The sequence below is a fragment of the Amycolatopsis sp. NPDC003861 genome, from assembly GCF_053605405.1.
In genome coordinates this window covers 12,447-28,254 of sequence record NZ_JBSGJD010000035.1, presented here as the reverse complement: position 1 = coordinate 28,254, position 15,808 = coordinate 12,447, and the positions used below count along the sequence as shown (strand labels likewise).

Here is a 15,808-nt window from a genome sequence, read left to right as displayed (position 1 = left end):
GATTCAGCGTGTGCGGCCCTCGGCCCCCCGGTAACCAGTTTACCGGGGGGCGCCGACAGTTTCGGTGCTGCTTCGGGTTGTTGACCCGGTCGGTCCACAACCCCGGATCGGTCAGCGCTTGCCGTGGAGGATGGTCACCAGTTTGGCCACCAGTGCGTCCGTTGATTCCTTGCGGGTGAACGACGTCAGCGTCAGCGGGGCCGTGAACCGCTGGCGGGCGATCGCCTTCGTGCGGGCGAACTCGCGCAGCCCCTCCGGGCCGTGGATGCGGCCGAAGCCCGAATCGCCCACGCCGCCGAACGGCAACGACGCGATGCCCGCGAAGGACAGCGGCGCGTTGATCGCCGTCATGCCCGTGCGCAGCTTCTCCGCCAGCTCCACACCCCGGGACTTCGAGAACACCGTCGAACCCAAGCCGTACTTCGTGCTGTTCGCGCGCTCGACCGCTTCGTCCATGTCGCGGACCTTGGCGATCGTCACCGTCGGGCCGAACGTTTCCTCCGTCACCGCCTCGGAGTCCTCCGGGACGTCCACCAGGACCGTCGGCTGGGCGTAGCGGTCGCCCACCGCTTCTTCTCCCCCGAGCACCGCCTTGCCTCCGCGGGCCAGGGCGTCCTGGATGTGCCTCTTGATCACGCCCAGCTGGGAAGGCATCGTCACCGGGCCGTACTGGGCCGCCTCGTCCGAGCCCGCCCGCACGTCCTTCGACTTCTCGACCACCTTGGCCACGAACTCGTCGTGGACCTTCTCGTGGACGTAGACCCGCTCCACGCCGATGCACGTCTGGCCCGAGTTCGAGAACGCGCCCCACACCGTGGCGTCCGCCGCCGCGTCCAGGTCCGCGTCCGCGTCGACCAGGACCGGGTCCTTGCCGCCCGCCTCGATGACCACCGGGGTCAGGGTCTCGGCCGCCGCCGCCATGATGCGCTTGCCCGTGGCCGTCGAGCCGGTGAACGCGATCTTGTCGACGCCGGCGCCGACCAGGGCCGCGCCCGTCTCGCCGAAGCCCGTGATCAGCTGCAGGACCGGCTGCTCCGGGACGATCTCGGCGAACGCGTCGACCAGCCACTTGCCGACGCCCGGCGTGTACTCGCTCGGCTTGAACACCACCGCGTTGCCCGCCGCCAGCGCGTACGCGACCGAGCCGAGCGGGGTGAACACCGGGTAGTTCCACGGGCCGATCACGCCGACCACACCCAGCGGCTGGTACTCGACCGTCGCCGCCTGGTTGGACATCAGCAGCCCCGCGGACCGCTTCTGCTTCCCGAGCACCTTCTTCGCGTGCTTGCCCGCCCACGCGATGTGCTCGATGGCCAGGACGCTCTCCAACTGCGCGTCGGCGATCGGCTTGCCGGTCTCGTCGCGGACCACCTGGCACAGCTGCGGCAGCCGGCGCGTCAGCACGCCCTTCCAGGCCTTCAGCCGCTCGGCGCGCCCGGCGAAACCGAGGCCCGCCCACCACTCCGCCGCGACGCGCGCCCGCTCGACGGCCGCCTTGACGTCCTCCGCGGTGTGGATCGGGTAGGTTCCGACCACCTCGTCGGTCGCCGGGCTGAGCGAGTCGAAGGTCTCGCCGACCGTCGTCGGCTTCGGCTGGACGGCAGTCATCGGCGTCTCCCGTGGGTCGAGGGTCAGCCCAGGTTACGACGTTACTGACACCGTGCCAATAGCTCGTGCGGGCTTCCCCATCAGCATTCCACCGGCGATCGCCGCGGCAAAGACACCGAACAACGGCGGCAGCCACAGCGGCAGCACTCCGACGGCCAGCGAACCAAGCCCGAAGCCGCACGACTGCACGGTGAAGCTCAAGGAGAACCCGGCGGACCTGCGGTTTCTCGGCAACAGGCGCTGGAGGTTGACCGAGGTCGTGGCGACCAGCGGCCCACCGCAGGCGCCGATCACCGCCAGCGACGCGAGCAAGCCCGCCCAGCCGAGATCCGCGGCGAGCACGATCCCGCCGACGACGAACCCGCCGAGGAACAGCCGCGGGTCGCCGGTCTTGCCCCGCCACGCGTAGACCGCGCCGCCGACGAGGCTCGCCCCCGTCAGCACAGCGATCACCAGCGGCGCAGCCGCGTCGGGTGCGCCGACGCGTTGGACCAGCGGCAGGGGCGCGACCTCGATCGTCGACGTCAGCAGCCCGACGGTGAAGGCGCAGGAAAGCCACGGCAGGTAGGCGACCGGCGGCGCGGACGGAAGGTCCTCCACGGATTCCACCCGATCGTGGGAGGCAGCGCGACGCGGGACGAGCAGGGCCGCGGCCACGCAAGAGGCGGCCATCGCGGCCAACGGCACGAGCGGGCCGGCCAGGTCGAGCAGCGTGACCAGCGCCGGGCCGCCGACGAGCACACCTTCGAGGATCATCCCGTCGACGGAGATCGCCCGGGGAAGCAGCCCGTCGTCGACCGTCTCCGCGAGCAGTGTCCGGAACCCGCCCGACAACGCTCCGCCCGTGATGCCGGGCAGCACGACGAAGACCAGCAACACGGTACCCGGAGCGCCGTTCGCGGCGGCCACGGTCAGGACGACGAACCCCGCCGCGGTCAGGAGCAGCAACATCGGCAGCCCGCGCCCCGGGCCGACGCGGTCGAGCAGCCGCCCGACCGGGACCGCGCAGACCATTTCCGCGGCGACGTAGACCGCCATCAGGACGCCGCCCAGCCGGTACGACCCGGTCGTGGCGGTGGTCAGCACGGTGAACGCGAGCGGCGCCATGAACGCCGGGAGCCGGGCGAACTGGACGCCCGCCGACCAGCGCCAGTACGCGCGATGGGTGAACAACGACATGGCGTCACGCTCTCGTGGCGCGCTCGCGCGGCATACTGATTCGGGTGAGAGCGAATCAGCCGTGATCGAACTGGCCCTGACCGCGGCCGGAAGCCAGCGCGTCCGCTTCGCGATCTCGCCGTTGGAGGAGGTGCTGGGCGCGGTCCAGACGCTGCTCGGCATCCGGCGGCACCCCGCGCCCCTGCCGTGGCTGTCCGACCTCCCCGACGTGCCCGAATTGACCGCGGTGCTGAGCGCGCGGCACTACATCACCGAGTTCCTGAGCCCGCCGCCCGACGGCCCCGAGACGACCGCCGAAGCCCAGCTCGAGGTGGTCCGCGCGACGCCACCGGAGCAGGTGGCGCTGGAGCTGGGCATGGTCGACGCGGACCTGTCCGGGCTGCCGGCCGGCCCGGCGGCCGCGCGCGACCTGCTCGCCGGCCAACTGGAGACGGTCTGGCAGGCGGTGCTGGCACCGCAGTGGCCACGTCTGCGCGAGCTGCTCGCGGCGGACATCGCGCACCGGACGCGCCGGCTGGGCTCCGGCGGCGTCGCGGCGATGCTGGCGGAGCTGCACCCGCGCGTCCGCATGTCCGGCACGTCGGTATTGGTCGACGTCCGCGCCCGGGAACGGCTGTCGATCGACTCGCGCGGGCTGTTGCTGATCCCGGCGGTGTTCGCGTGGCCGAACGTCGGGGTGGTGACGGTGCCGCCGTGGCAGATTTCGCTGCTGTACCCGGCTCGGGGCGTGGCTTCGCTGTGGAGTTCGTCCGTCACCCCGCCGGAACCGCTGGCGGAGGTGCTCGGCCGGACCCGCGCGGTGTTGCTGACGACGCTCGACCGCCCGGCGGCGACGACCGAACTGGCCCGGCGCCACGGCCTGGCGCCCGCGACGGTGTCGGCGCACTTGACGGCGTTGCGCGGAGCGGGGTTGCTGGCCTCGGAGCGGCGCGGGCACCGGGTGCTGTACCGGCGGACCGAGCTGGGTGACGCGTTGCTCACCGGGAAGCTCTGAACGGGACTAGGCTGGAAAACGACCACCCGTGAAGGAGAACCAACGATGCGTATCGTCCATTTCGGACACGCCTGTCTGTTGCTGGAGACCGGTTCCGAGCGGATCCTGCTCGATCCCGGCGTCTTCTCCACCGGCTTCGAGGGTGAGCGGGAGCTGTCCGCCGTGCTGGTCACCCACCAGCACTTCGACCACCTCGACGTCGACCGGCTGCCGAAGGTCCTCGAAGCCAACCCGGGCGCGAAGCTGATCGTCGACCCGGGGTCCGCTCCCGAAGTCGAGAAGCTCGGCCTGGAGTTCGACGTCGCCAACGTCGGGGACGCTTTCGCCGTCGGGGACACCTCGATCAAGGCCGTCGGCGGGGAGCACGCCGTCATCCACTCCGACATCCCCGTCATCCCGAACATCGGCTACGTCTTCGACGACGGCGCGTTCTTCCACCCCGGCGACTCGTTCTTCGTGCCGGAGCAGAAGATCGACGTCCTGGGGCTGCCCACCGGCGCTCCGTGGCTGAAGGCCGGGGAAGCCGTCGACTACCTGCGAGCCGTCGCGCCGCGGGTGGCCGTGCCGATCCACGAAGCCGTGCTCGCCAACCCGGCCATGCACTACGGCCTGTTCGGCAACCTCGCGCCCGAAGGCACCGAGGTCAAGGTGCTGGAACGGGCCGAGCCGGCGAAGTTCTAGCCACCCACGCCTCGACGCCGAGTTCCGCCGGCCGCCCGTCCGGTTCGCAGGCCGGGCGCCGGTGGGTGTCAGGCACCTTTGCGCTTGGCGCGGCCGGTATCGGCCTCTGGCTCGGTCAGGCCGCGACCGCGCGCAGCGAACCGTAGGTTGCGCCGAAGGCGCGGTTCTCGAGGGCGACGTCGACCGCGTCGAGCAGGGCCTGGCGGAGGCCGGGGCGGGTCAGCTCCGAGGCTTCGGCCCCCAGCCGGACCAGCCCGCCCCGGCGGGCCGAACGGGCCGCCGCCAGCACCAGTGCGAAGCAGCGCACCGTCTCGGTGCGGTGCGACTGGCTCGTGAATTCACTCACTCGCGCGCGGCGCACCTCGCCGGTGACGAGGTCGCGCACCGCGCCGAGGTCGGCGCACAGCCGGAAACCGTGCTCGGCCAGGGCCTGCAGCGTGCCCTGGGACGCGATCCAGCGCGGCGGCGCAAAGCCGTCCACCGCCAGCCCCGCGTTGTCCAGCGCGGCCTTCGCGGCGATCAGCCGCAGGCGGGCTTCGTGCGCCGGCAGCGTCGCGAACTCCGCCCGCTTGCCCAGGTACACCGTGCGGTGCGTGGGTGTGACGGTGTGGTCGTAACCGTGCAGCAGCACGGAATCACCGCCGCAGGCGCGGGTGCGCACCCACTCCGTCACCGGGCCGTCGCCGGTGCGGGCGGCGTACAGCAGCGAGAGCGGCACCTTGCGGCGGTCGAGCTCGGCCGCGAGATCGGCGCACCGGTGCAGCGTGCGCGGGGTGATTCCCGACAGCGAAACCAGCAAGCGAGCGTCCACGACCACCATTGGCGCGCACGCGTCTGAAACTCCCGTGAACTGCGCAGAACGGGCGGGCGACCGTTGCCGGAAGGGTCAGACACCCTCGCGCAGGCGCTTCACGGCCACCGCGATCCGGCCGCGCAGATCGGGGTCGGCGACCTGGCCGTCGGCGACGTCCGCCCGCGAGACCGGGATCCGCGCACACGCGTCTTCGACGATCTTCACGCCCGCGTACGTCAGGACTTTGCGCAGCGAGTCGTGCGCGTCCCGGCCGCCGGTGGGTGCCGCGATCGAGGACGCGTTGATCCACGCCACCGGCTTGCCGTACATCTCGCCGCCGCCGACCGTCCAGTCGAGGAGGTTCTTGAACGAGCCCGGTAGCCCGCCCGCGTACTCCGGCGTGCAGATCAGGACCGCGTCGGCTTCCTTGAGCGCGGCGCGCAGCGAGGCGACCTCGGGGTGCAGGGGATCGCGGTCGTCATCGGGGTTGAAGTGCGGCAGATCGGCGAGGCCGGTGTACGTCTTGGTCGCGGTGAGGGTCGCGACGGTCCCCAGCACCGCCGCATTGCCCGAGCCGGCTCGCAGGCTGCCGCAGATCAGCAGGATCACGAGGCCAGTCTGCCAGCGAAAGCCCGGTGATGCGCCGGTACGCCTCGAGGTACCGGTCGCGCGTGGCCGTCACCACTTCGGGGGGCAACGGCGGCAGCGGGGACACGCAGTCCCAGCCGGACGCCGGGTCGACCAGCCAGTCGCGCACGTGCTGCTTGTCGAACGACGGCTGCGGGACGCCGGGCTGGTGACCGTCGGCGAGCCAGTAGCGCGCGGAATCCGGCGTCAGCAGCTCGTCCGCGAGCACCAGACCGCCGTCACGCCCGATGCCGAATTCGAACTTCGTGTCGGCCAGCAGCAGGCCCTGTTCCGCCGCACGCGCGGCGCCCCGGCGGTACAGCTCGAGCGAGGCCTCCCGGACCTCCTCGGCGAGCGCGCGGCCGAGCACCGACACGCACGTGTCGAAGTCGATGTTCTCGTCCTTCTCCCCGCGCCGCGCCTTGGTGGACGGCGTGAAGATCGGCTCGGGCAGCCGCGCCGACTCGGCCAGGCCCGGCGGCAGCGCCAGCCCGCACACCTCCCCGGACCGGCGGTAGTCGGCGTACCCGCGGCCGGTGAGGTAGCCGCGGACGACCGCCTCCACGGGCAGCATCTCGAGCCGCTCGACCAGCAGCGCGCGGCCGCGGACGGACTCGGGGATGAGCGGCCCGTCGCAGGTCACGAGGTGGTTCGGGAGGACGTCGGCGAGCTCGCGGAACCAGAACACGCTCATCGCGGTGAGCACGCGGCCCTTGCCGGGGACCGAGGTGGGGAAGACTTGCTCGAAGGCGGAAATGCGGTCGGAGGCGACGATCAGCAGGTGGTCGTCGCCCGCTTCGTACAGGTCGCGGACCTTGCCGGAGGCGAGCCTCCGGCGTGTGGGGAGGGGTGTCACGCACCGAACCCTAACGGGCACCCTCTGCCACCATGGATGATGCTGGCATGGCGTACGACTGGATCTCGGTGACCACCGACTACGGCCTGCGCGACGGCTTCGTGGCGGCCTGCCACGGCGTGATCGCGCGGCTGGCGCCCGCCGTGCGGGTGATCGACGTGACCCACGAAGTGCCACCCCAAGACATCCGGCACGGCGCGATGGCGCTGGCCCAGACCGTCCCCTACCTGCCGGAGTCGGTGCACGTCGCAGTGGTCGACCCGGGTGTCGGCACCGACCGGCTCGGCGTGGTCGTCGTCGCGGAGGACGGGCTGCTGGTCGGGCCGGACAACGGCCTGCTGCTGCCGGCCGCGCAGGCCCTGGGCGGCGTCCGGGTGGCGTACGAGCTCGCCGAGCCGTCGCTGCGGCTGCCCGCGACGTCGGCGACCTTCCACGGCCGGGACGTCTTCGCGCCCGCAGCCGCACACCTCGCGCTGGGCGTGTCGCCGGCCGACTTCGGCGACCCGGTGGACGGCCTGGTCGCGATGGCGGAGCCGTTCGTGGCGGCGTTCCCGGGGAAGCTCGTGTCGGAGGTGCTGACGGTCGACCACTTCGGCAACGTCCAGCTCGCCGCGACCCCGGCGGACCTGGAGCTTTCGGGCCTGTCCGGCGCGGTTTCCGTGCACAGCGAGCGCGTGGCGGTGACCACCGTGCTCGGGCGGACGTTCGCCGACGTCCCCGCCGGCGCGTCGGTGCTCTACACGGACTCGGCGGGCCGGCTCGCGGTCGCCGTCAACGGCGGCTCGGCGGCGGCGGTGCTCGGGCTCGGGCCGGCCCAGGAGTGCACGATCACCTCGTCGCCGACCGCGACCTGACCCGGCCGCAGCACGGCGGCTTTCGCGCCGAAGACGACACCGCCCTGCGGGTCACGCCGGTAGCTCGCGAGGGTGCGAATCGGCTCGGGACCGGCCTTCGCGCCGGTTTCCTGGTCGACCATCGGGACCGCGCACCGGACGCACCTCTCGGCGTACCCGATCCGCGCGGTGCCGACGGTCAGTTCGCGAGCCTCGTCTTCGCGGTGGGGTTCGACCCAGCCGGCGAGCACGATGTTGGGCCGGAAGCGGTCCATCGGCACCGGTTCGCCCTGTCCGGCGGCGATCCGCTCGTTGAGGTTGTCCAAAGAGGACTCGGAAGCGAGCAGCAGGGCGTGCGCGTCACCGAAGGCGGCGAGGCCGGGGAACACCCCGCCGCTGACGCGGTGGTGGTCCGGCGTGACGCCGATCAGCGCGGCCGGGCGGCCGAGCAGGTCCGAGAACCACTCGTCGGCCCGGGGATCCTGCCGGACGCCCTCGCCGTGCCAGCTGAGCATCGACACCGGGCGCCGCGGGCCGTCGCGCCGGATGTCCACGACGACGTCCTCGCGGCCGGGTGCCGACAGCGCGAGCCTGTCGCCGAGCACCCGCGGCCGGACGACCGCCATGACCGGGTGCGGCCGCTGGGTGAGGACGTCGCCGTCCGGCGAGATGACCTGGAAGACCCGGTCGCCCGCGAGCCCGGTGCTGGTCACCTCGGCGGACGGCACGTCGATGCCCGCGCAGGACTTGACCGGGTAGTACGTCAGCCGAGCGATTCTCGCCATCTTCGCAGGCTACCCGGGCGGCCGCCGCCGAAGCGTCTCCTTTCAGAGGACCTGGGAGAGGAACCGCTGCAGGCGCGGGCTTCGGGGCTCGTCGAACATCTCCGCCGGCGGCCCCTGCTCGACGATGCGGCCCGCGTCCATGAAGGCCACCTCGTCCGCGACGCTGCGGGCGAAGCCCATCTCGTGCGTCACCACGATCAGCGTCAGGCCGCGCGAGGCCAGGCCCGCCATCAGGTTCAGCACACCTTTGACCAGCTCCGGGTCCAGCGCGCTGGTCGCCTCGTCGAAGAGCATCACCTCGGGGTCCATCGCCAGCGCCCGGGCGATCGCCACCCGCTGCTGCTGGCCACCGGACAGCGCGCTCGGGCGGTACGGTGCCTTGTCCGCCAGGCCGACGTCCGCCAGGCGGGCGCGGGCGATCGCCGCCGCCTCCTCCTTGCTCAGCTTCTTCACGCTGCGCAGCGGGAGCACGATGTTGTCCAGCACGCTCCGGTGGCCGAAGAGGTTGAAGTGCTGGAACACCATGCCGACGCGCTGGCGCAACGCGTCCGGATCGGCCTTGATCACCGACTCGCCGTCGAGCAGCAAATCGCCGGAATCGGGCTCCTGCAGGCGGTTCACGCAGCGCAGGAGCGTCGACTTGCCGGAGCCGGACGGGCCGATGACGCACGTCGTCTTGCCGCTCTCCACGCGGAGGTCGACCCCGCGCAGGACTTCGAGCGTGCCGAAGCTGACGTGGATGTCCTTCAGCTCCACACTGGACGAACGGACCGCCGTCGTCACCACGTGCTCACCCTCCCCCCGGGACCGATCTCGACCGGTTCGCCGTCGTCCGGCTCGTCGGCGCGCACCTTGCGGCCGGTCCGGAGCTTCTTGTCGATGTAGTTGACCAGGTGCGTCAGCGGCACGGTGATCACCAGGAAGAACACACCGGCGGCGACCAGCGGGGACAGGTTGCCGGTGTTCGCCGCCAGGTCCTGGCCGATCCGGAACAGCTCGCGCTGGCCGGACAACAGGCCGAGCACGTAGACCAGGCTGGAGTCCTTGACCAGCGCGATGAACTGGTTCACCAGCGCCGGCAGCACCCGCCGGACGCCCTGCGGGATGATCACCAGCAGCATCGACTTGGTGTAGCTCATCCCGAGCGCCCGGCTGGCCTCCATCTGGCCCTTGTCCACGCTCTGGATGCCGGACCGGAAGATCTCGCCGATGTAGGCGGCGGCGATCAGCGACAGCGCCAGGATGCCCATCGGGTACGGGTTCGTGCCGACGACGTCCCGCGCGAGCGTGCCGAGGCCCTGGCCGATCAGCAGGATCGTCAGGATGGCCGGCAGCCCGCGGAAGATGTCGGTGTACACCCGCGCGGGCCAGCGCAGCCACCACTTGGTGGACAGGCCCATCACCGCCAGGACCATGCCGAGCACGGTGCCGATCAGCGCCGAGGACACCGACAGGATCAGCGTGTTCAGCAGCCCGGTCTTCAACAGGTCGGGCAAGACCTGGGAAATGTAGTCCCAGTTCAGGAACGTGTTGACAAAATCGTCCATTGTGGACTACTGCCCCGCCTTGAACTCGGCGGGCACCGGAGCGGTGGGCTCGAACTGGTCGTGCACCTTGACCCAGGTGCCGTCCGCGATGACCTTCTTCAGACCGTCGTTGATCTTGTCGATCAGCTCGGTGTTGCCCTTCTTGAAAGCGAACCCGTGCGGGATGGTCGTGGTGATCGCCTTGGTCACCTTGAGCTTCGCGTCCGGGTTGTTCTTCGCGTAGTCCTCGGCGGTCGCCTGGTCGAACACCGCGCCGTCGATCGCGCCGGTCTTGAGGGCGTTGAGGGCCGCGGCGTCGTTCGGGAACCGGACGGCCTGCGCGGTCGGCGCGTTCGTGCCGAGCCAGGTGTCCGACACCGTGCCCTGGACGACGCCGACCCGCTTGCCCGCCAACGAGTTCTCGTCGGTGATGCCCGCGGTTTCCTTGGCTTCGATGCCGAGCGCCTGGTAGTTGTACGGCGCCGAGAAGTCGACGGTCTTCTTGCGGGCGTCGGTCTGCGAGATCGCCGAGCTGCCGATGTCGAAGGTGCCGTTCGCGACCTGGCCGAGCAGCGCCGAGAACTCGGTCGCCGCGAACTCCAGTTTCAGGCCTTCCTTGGCCGCGATGGCCTTCAGCAGCTCGTTGTCGAAGCCGGTGTAGTTGCCGTTCTCCTGGTAGGCGTTCGGCTTCGAGTCGCTCAGCGTGCCGACGCGCAGGGTCTTCTCGCCGCCGCTGTCCGAGCCGCCGCAGGCCGTGAGGGCGGCCAGCAGGGTCGCGGTCAGCGCTGTGACCAGTGTCTTCCTCATGCTTCTCCTAACCCTGGAACCCGGCCGGCACCGGAGCGGTCGGCAGGAACTGCTGGTGCAGCTTAAGCCAGGTGCCGTCGGAGATCACCTGCTTGAGCCCGTCGTCGATCTTGCGCAGCAGTTCGGCGTTGCCCTTCTTCACCGCGAAGCCGTGCGGCACGTCCGTGACGAAGCTCTTCACGACGACCAGCTTGGCGTCCGGGTTGTCGGTGACGTTCTTCTCGGCAATGGACTGGTCCAGGATGTACGCGTCGACCGCGCCGCTCTTCAACGCGGTCAGCGCGGCGGCGTAGTCCGGGAAGCGCACGGCCTGGGCGCTCGGCACGGTGCTGGTCAGCCAGTGGTCGCCGACGGTCGCTTGGATCACGGCGACGCGCTTGCCGGCCAGGCCCTTCTCGTCGGTGACCGGCGTGCCCTGCTTGGCCTGGATGCTCATCGTCTCGAAGTCGTACGCCGCGGAGAAGTCGACCGTCTTCTTGCGCTCGTCGGTCTGCGCGATCGCCGAGCTGGCGATGTCGTACCGCCCCGAGGCGACCTGCCCGAGCAGCGCGGAGAAGTCGGTCGCGGCGAACTCCAGCTTCAGGTTCTGCTTGGCCGCGATGGCCTTGAGCAGCTCGTTGTCGAAGCCGGTGTAGTTGCCGTCCTTCAGGTAGATGTTCGGCGGCGCGTCGCTCAGCGTGCCCACGCGCAGCGTCGAGGAAGCGCTGTCGGAGCCGCCGCAGGCGGTCAGCGTGAGGACGGCGGCCAGCACGGTGACGATCAGCTTCTTCATGTCACGCCCCCAGGTTCTTCACGGGCAGGCCGGGACCGCCCTGCTGGAGTTCCTTCGACAGCGGGGTGTTCTTGTAGAACTGCCCGTAGATCCGGGCCACCGTGCCGTCCGCAACGGCCTTCGCCAGGCCGTCGTTCAGCTTGTTCAGCAGGTCGGAGTTCTTCTTGGCCACCGCGAACGCCGACGGCGTGTCCTTGTCTTCGACCGTGTACCCGAGTTCCAGCGGGACATTCGGGTTCTGGTCCAGGTACTTCTGCCCGATGTCCTGCGGGACGACCCAGCCGTCGAGCGTGCCGTTCTTCAGCTGCGCGAAGCCCGCGTTGTAGTCCGGGAAGCGGACGACCTGGGCGCCGGCGACCTTGCCCGCGAACTCGTCCTGCACCGAGCCCTGGACCACGCCGAGCCGCTTGCCGCCCAGCGCGCCGACCTCCTTCAGGTTCGCGCCCTTGGCGGTGACGATCGTGGTGAAGCCGGTGTTGTAGCCGTTGGAGAAGGCGACCGTCTTCTTGCGCGCCTCGGTGCTGGAGATCGTCGAGCTGCCGATGTCGAACTTGCCGCCCGCGACCCCGGCGAGCAGGCTGGAGAACTCGGTGCCGACGAACTCGACCTCGAAGCCCTCCCGCTTGGCGATGTCGCGCAGCAGCTCGTTGTCGTAGCCGGTGAACCGGCCGTTCTCCAGGTAGATCGACGGCGGGGCGTCGCTCAGCGTCCCGACGCGCAGCGTGGTGGCCCCCGCATCGGAACCACCGCAGGCGGCCAAGGTCAGCGTCAGCGCGCCCGCGGTGGCGGCCGCGGCGATTTTCGACAGCGTGGATCTCATCGCTTCTTCCAGAGGTAGGCGCGCCCAGGGCGCGAGGAAAGCACGTCAGGTCACTGGGTAAACGCCCTGACGCTCCGGTTTCGTGCGATCGAGATTAGGGATTTCGCCCGTTCGTGTGGATTCGTTCCAGTCCGTGGACTCGTGCGTCAGCTCACAGGATCGGCTGCGGGACGTACCCCGCGGCCTCGGGGAACCGCTCGAGGACCTCGGCGACGCGCTCGGCCACCTGCGTGACCTGACGGCCGGCCGTGCCGGTGAACGAGATCCGGTCGGCGAGGAGTTTGTCCAGCTCACCGCGGTCGAGCGGGATGCGCTCGTCGGCGGCGAACCGGTCGAGGAGGTCGTTCTCCGCGCGGCCTTCGCGCATCTCGAGCGCGACGGCGACCGCGTGCTCCTTGATCGCTTCGTGGGCCGTCTCACGCCCGATGCCGGCGCGGACCGACGCCATGAGCACCTTCGTCGTGGTGAGGAACGGCAGATAGCGATCGAGCTCACGCTTGATGACCGCCGGGAAGGCGCCGAACTCGGCGAGCACGGTGAGGAACGTCTCCAGCAGGCCGTCGAGCGCGAAGAAGGCGTCCGGCAGCGCGACCCGGCGGACGACCGAGTCGGAGACGTCGCCCTCGTTCCACTGGTCGCCGGCCAGCTCGCCGATCATCGAGAGGTAGCCGCGCAGCACGACGGCGAGGCCGTTCACGCGCTCGCACGAGCGGGTGTTCATCTTGTGCGGCATGGCGGACGAGCCCACCTGGCCGGGCTTGAAGCCCTCGGTGACCAGCTCATGGCCGGCCATCAGCCGGATCGTCTTGGCCAGGCTGGACGGCGCCGCGGCGAGCTGGACCACAGTGGACAGCACGTCGAAGTCGAGCGAACGCGGGTACACCTGGCCGACGCTGACGAACCGCCGGTTGAAGCCGAGGTGCTGCATCACGCGGTCCTCGAGCTGGTCCAAAGTGGACTCATCGCCGAGCAGGTCGAGCATGTCCTGCGCGGTGCCGACCGGGCCCTTGATGCCGCGCAGCGGGTACCGCTCGATGAGGTTCTCGAGGCGCTCGAAGGCGACCAGCAGCTCGTCGGCCGCGGTGGCGAACCGCTTGCCGAGGGTGGTGGCCTGCGCGGCGACGTTGTGGGAACGCCCGGCCATGACGGTGTCGGCGTGCTCGACGGCGAGGGCGGCCAGCCGCGCCAGCACGGCGGCGACGCGGGTGCGCACCAGCTCCAGGGAGCGGAGCAGCTGGAGCTGCTCGACGTTCTCGGTGAGGTCGCGCGAGGTCATGCCCTTGTGGATGTGCTCCTGGCCGGCGAGGTCGCTGAACTCCTCGATCCGCGCCTTGACGTCGTGGCGGGTGACGCGCTCGCGCTCGGCGATCGAGTCCAGCCGCACGTCCTCGAGCACCCGCTCGTAGGCCTCGACGACGCCATCCGGCACTTCCACGCCGAGGTCCCGCTGGGCCTTGAGGACGGCCAGCCAGAGCTGCCGCTCCAGGACGACCTTCTGCTCCGGGGACCAGAGCGAGACCAGCTCCGCGGAGGCGTAGCGGGCGGCGAGTACGTTCGGAATGCGGGGCTTGTCCGTCACGCCCTCACGATACCTGCGCAGGTCAGCGCGGTGACGGCCCGGGGTTTCACCATTCCGCGAAGCCGCCGTCGTCGTGGCGCCACACCGGTGAGCGCCAGGCGTGCCCGGTCTCGTCCGCCCGGCGCACGGCCTCTTCGTCGACCTCGATGCCGAGACCGGGGCCGAGCGGCCGGGCCGCGTAGCCGTCCTGGAACGCGAAGATCGACGGGTCCACGAGGTACCCGGGCTCACGGCCCTCGTGGTAGTGCATGCCCACACTTTGTTCCTGGATCAGGAAGTTCGGTGTCGCGAAGGCGACCTGCAGCGACGCGGCCAGCGAAATCGGGCCGAGCGGGCAGTGCGGAGCCAGCGAAGCGCCGTACACCTCGGCCAGCGCGCCGATCCGCCGCAGCTCCGAGATGCCGCCGGCGTGCGACGGGTCGGGCTGGACGACCGCGACCCCGGCGTCGAGCACCGGCTTGAACTCCCAGCGCGAATAGAGCCGCTCGCCGAGCGCGATCGGCACCGTGGACGCCTCGACGACCGAGCGCAGTGCGTCGCCTTGGGTCTCCGGCAGGATCGGCTCCTCGACGAACAGCGGCTGGACGTCCTCCAGCAGCCGCACCAGCCGGCGCGCCATCGCGGGCGAGACCCGGCCGTGGAAGTCGATCGCGAGGTCGCGGTGCGGGCCGAGCGCCTCCCGCGCTTCCCAGGCCCGCGCCACCGCGGCGGCCGCCTCGGCCGGGGACGCGATCGCCGTCATCGGCCCGGCGACGTTCATCTTCACCGCGGTGAACCCGGCCTCGACCTGCGCGGCCACCGCTTCGCGGATGCCGGCCGGGCGGTCGCCGCCGACCCAGCTGTAGACCCGGACGCGGTCGCGGACCGGCCCGCCGAGCAGCTCGTGCACCGGCGCGTTGCGGACCTTGCCGGCGATGTCCCACAGCGCGTGGTCGAACCCGGCGAGGGCGCTGGAGAGCACCGGGCCGCCGCGGTAGAAACCGCCGCGCCGCAACACCTGCCAGTGGTCCTCGATGCGCAGCGGGTCCTGGCCGATGAGCAGGTCGGACAGCTCGTGCACGGCCGCGCGCACGGTTTCCGCACGGCCCTCGACCACGGGCTCGCCCCAGCCGCTGACCCCTTCGTCCGTGCTGACCTTGAGGAACAGCCAGCGCGGTGCGACCAGGAACGTCTCGATGGCGGTGATCTTCACCCGGGTGCCCCGTTTCTACGCGGAATCCTTGGCGGCCGACCAGCCGCCGTCGACGGTCAGTTCGGCCCCGGTGACGAACGAGGCGGCGGCCGAGAGCAGGAACGCGATCACGTCCGCGACCTCCTCCGGCCGGCCCAGGCGGCCGGCCGGGGTCGCCCGCGCGCTGCGTTCGCGGTCCTCGGGCGAAATGCGGGCCCAGGCCTCGGTGAGCACCGGCCCCGGCAGCACGGAGTTGACCCGCACCTCGGGGGCGTACTCGACGGCCAGCTGCCGGGCGAGCGCGACGAGCGCGCCCTTGCTGGCCGCGTACGCGGGGTGGCCCGGCAGGCCGAAGTGCGCGTGCACCGACGAGACCAGCACGATCGCGCCACGCCGGGCTCGCAACGACGGCAGGCACGCCTGCACGGCCAGGTAGGCGCCGGTCAGGTTGACGTCGAGCTGGCGCTGCCACTCGGCGCGGCCGATCTCGTGCAGCGGCCCGGTGCTGGGCACGTAGGCGTTGCTGACCAGCGCGTCCACCTCGCCGATGTTCGCCCAGGTCGCTTCCTCGGTCACCGAACCCCGGATCGGCGTGACGCCGTCTGGGAGCTCGGCGATGTCCACGCCCAGCACGCGGTAGCCGTCCTCGATGAGCTTCCGCGCGGTCGCCGCCCCGATTCCGGACGCCGCTCCGGTCACCACCGCTGTCGGCATCGTCCCTCCGTCTCTTGAAGTACGAGAATAAATCCTAATTTAAGATTTCACAAGGTAGGCTGC

At 70.9% G+C, this 15,808-nt stretch carries 17 protein-coding genes; 3 read left to right on the top strand and 14 right to left on the bottom strand.

The window, feature by feature from the left end:
- Positions 1-111: 111 nt before the first annotated feature.
- Both ACWEVN_RS12150 and ACWEVN_RS12145 read right to left on the bottom strand, forming a co-directional pair.
- Positions 112-1,608 (bottom strand): aldehyde dehydrogenase family protein, encoded by a 1,497-nt coding sequence (locus tag ACWEVN_RS12150; protein ID WP_449678193.1) that lies wholly within the window; start codon positions 1,606-1,608, stop codon positions 112-114.
- 33 nt (positions 1,609-1,641) lie between these two features.
- Positions 1,642-2,787 (bottom strand): MFS transporter, encoded by a 1,146-nt coding sequence (locus tag ACWEVN_RS12145; protein ID WP_452051250.1) that lies wholly within the window; start codon positions 2,785-2,787, stop codon positions 1,642-1,644.
- Positions 2,788-2,848: 61 nt separating this feature from the next.
- Here ACWEVN_RS12145 and ACWEVN_RS12140 point away from each other — a divergent pair, with 61 nt between their 5' ends.
- On the top strand, positions 2,849-3,781 hold the full coding sequence (locus ACWEVN_RS12140; protein ID WP_449681827.1) for a DUF5937 family protein: 933 nt from the start codon (positions 2,849-2,851) through the stop codon (positions 3,779-3,781).
- A gap of 45 nt (positions 3,782-3,826) precedes the next feature.
- Complete coding sequence (locus ACWEVN_RS12135; RefSeq protein WP_452051249.1) at positions 3,827-4,462, top strand: MBL fold metallo-hydrolase; 636 nt, start codon at positions 3,827-3,829, stop codon at positions 4,460-4,462.
- Between the two features lie 115 nt (positions 4,463-4,577).
- Here ACWEVN_RS12135 and ACWEVN_RS12130 read toward each other — a convergent pair whose 3' ends face one another.
- The 3 genes from ACWEVN_RS12130 to ACWEVN_RS12120 form a co-directional block, all read right to left on the bottom strand.
- On the bottom strand, positions 4,578-5,282 hold the full coding sequence (locus ACWEVN_RS12130; RefSeq protein ID WP_452051248.1) for a DUF2334 domain-containing protein: 705 nt from the start codon (positions 5,280-5,282) through the stop codon (positions 4,578-4,580).
- 66 nt (positions 5,283-5,348) lie between these two features.
- Positions 5,349-5,813, bottom strand: a complete 465-nt coding sequence (locus ACWEVN_RS12125) for an NADPH-dependent FMN reductase (protein WP_452051247.1) — start codon at positions 5,811-5,813, stop codon at positions 5,349-5,351.
- Entirely contained in the window at positions 5,734-6,738 is a 1,005-nt protein-coding gene (locus ACWEVN_RS12120) for a phosphoribosylaminoimidazolesuccinocarboxamide synthase (RefSeq protein WP_452051246.1), read from the bottom strand. Before ACWEVN_RS12120 ends, ACWEVN_RS12125 begins: the two co-directional genes overlap by 80 nt.
- Positions 6,739-6,785: 47 nt before the next feature.
- On the opposite strand from ACWEVN_RS12120, the gene ACWEVN_RS12115 reads away from it, so the two are divergent.
- Positions 6,786-7,592: an SAM hydrolase/SAM-dependent halogenase family protein gene (locus ACWEVN_RS12115; RefSeq protein ID WP_449681822.1), complete on the top strand. Its 807-nt coding sequence runs from the start codon at positions 6,786-6,788 to the stop codon at positions 7,590-7,592.
- Here the strand turns inward: ACWEVN_RS12115 and ACWEVN_RS12110 are convergent.
- The 9 genes from ACWEVN_RS12110 to ACWEVN_RS12070 form a co-directional block, all read right to left on the bottom strand.
- Complete coding sequence (locus ACWEVN_RS12110; RefSeq protein WP_449681821.1) at positions 7,475-8,356, bottom strand: MOSC domain-containing protein; 882 nt, start codon at positions 8,354-8,356, stop codon at positions 7,475-7,477. The genes ACWEVN_RS12115 and ACWEVN_RS12110 overlap by 118 nt on opposite strands.
- A 42-nt stretch (positions 8,357-8,398) precedes the next feature.
- The gene (locus ACWEVN_RS12105; protein ID WP_449681963.1) at positions 8,399-9,139 is read right to left on the bottom strand and encodes an amino acid ABC transporter ATP-binding protein; all 741 of its coding nucleotides are present in this window, start codon (positions 9,137-9,139) and stop codon (positions 8,399-8,401) included.
- Entirely contained in the window at positions 9,136-9,903 is a 768-nt protein-coding gene (locus ACWEVN_RS12100) for an amino acid ABC transporter permease (protein WP_449681820.1), read from the bottom strand. The genes ACWEVN_RS12105 and ACWEVN_RS12100 overlap by 4 nt, the downstream gene beginning before the upstream one ends.
- A gap of 6 nt (positions 9,904-9,909) precedes the next feature.
- Positions 9,910-10,689: an ABC transporter substrate-binding protein gene (locus ACWEVN_RS12095; RefSeq protein WP_449681819.1), complete on the bottom strand. Its 780-nt coding sequence runs from the start codon at positions 10,687-10,689 to the stop codon at positions 9,910-9,912.
- 7 nt (positions 10,690-10,696) lie between these two features.
- Positions 10,697-11,461 carry an ABC transporter substrate-binding protein gene (locus tag ACWEVN_RS12090; RefSeq protein ID WP_449681818.1) on the bottom strand — a complete coding sequence of 255 codons (765 nt, stop codon included), beginning with the start codon at positions 11,459-11,461 and terminating at the stop codon, positions 10,697-10,699.
- 1 nt (position 11,462) lies between these two features.
- Positions 11,463-12,281 (bottom strand): ABC transporter substrate-binding protein, encoded by an 819-nt coding sequence (locus tag ACWEVN_RS12085; RefSeq protein ID WP_452051245.1) that lies wholly within the window; start codon positions 12,279-12,281, stop codon positions 11,463-11,465.
- A gap of 151 nt (positions 12,282-12,432) precedes the next feature.
- Complete coding sequence (gene purB / locus ACWEVN_RS12080) at positions 12,433-13,860, bottom strand: adenylosuccinate lyase (protein WP_452051244.1); 1,428 nt, start codon at positions 13,858-13,860, stop codon at positions 12,433-12,435.
- Positions 13,861-13,906: 46 nt separating this feature from the next.
- The gene (gene dgoD, locus ACWEVN_RS12075) at positions 13,907-15,052 is read right to left on the bottom strand and encodes a galactonate dehydratase (protein WP_452051243.1); all 1,146 of its coding nucleotides are present in this window, start codon (positions 15,050-15,052) and stop codon (positions 13,907-13,909) included.
- 15 nt (positions 15,053-15,067) lie between these two features.
- Entirely contained in the window at positions 15,068-15,745 is a 678-nt protein-coding gene (locus ACWEVN_RS12070; RefSeq protein ID WP_452051242.1) for an SDR family NAD(P)-dependent oxidoreductase, read from the bottom strand.
- Between the last annotated feature and the right edge of the window lie 63 nt (positions 15,746-15,808).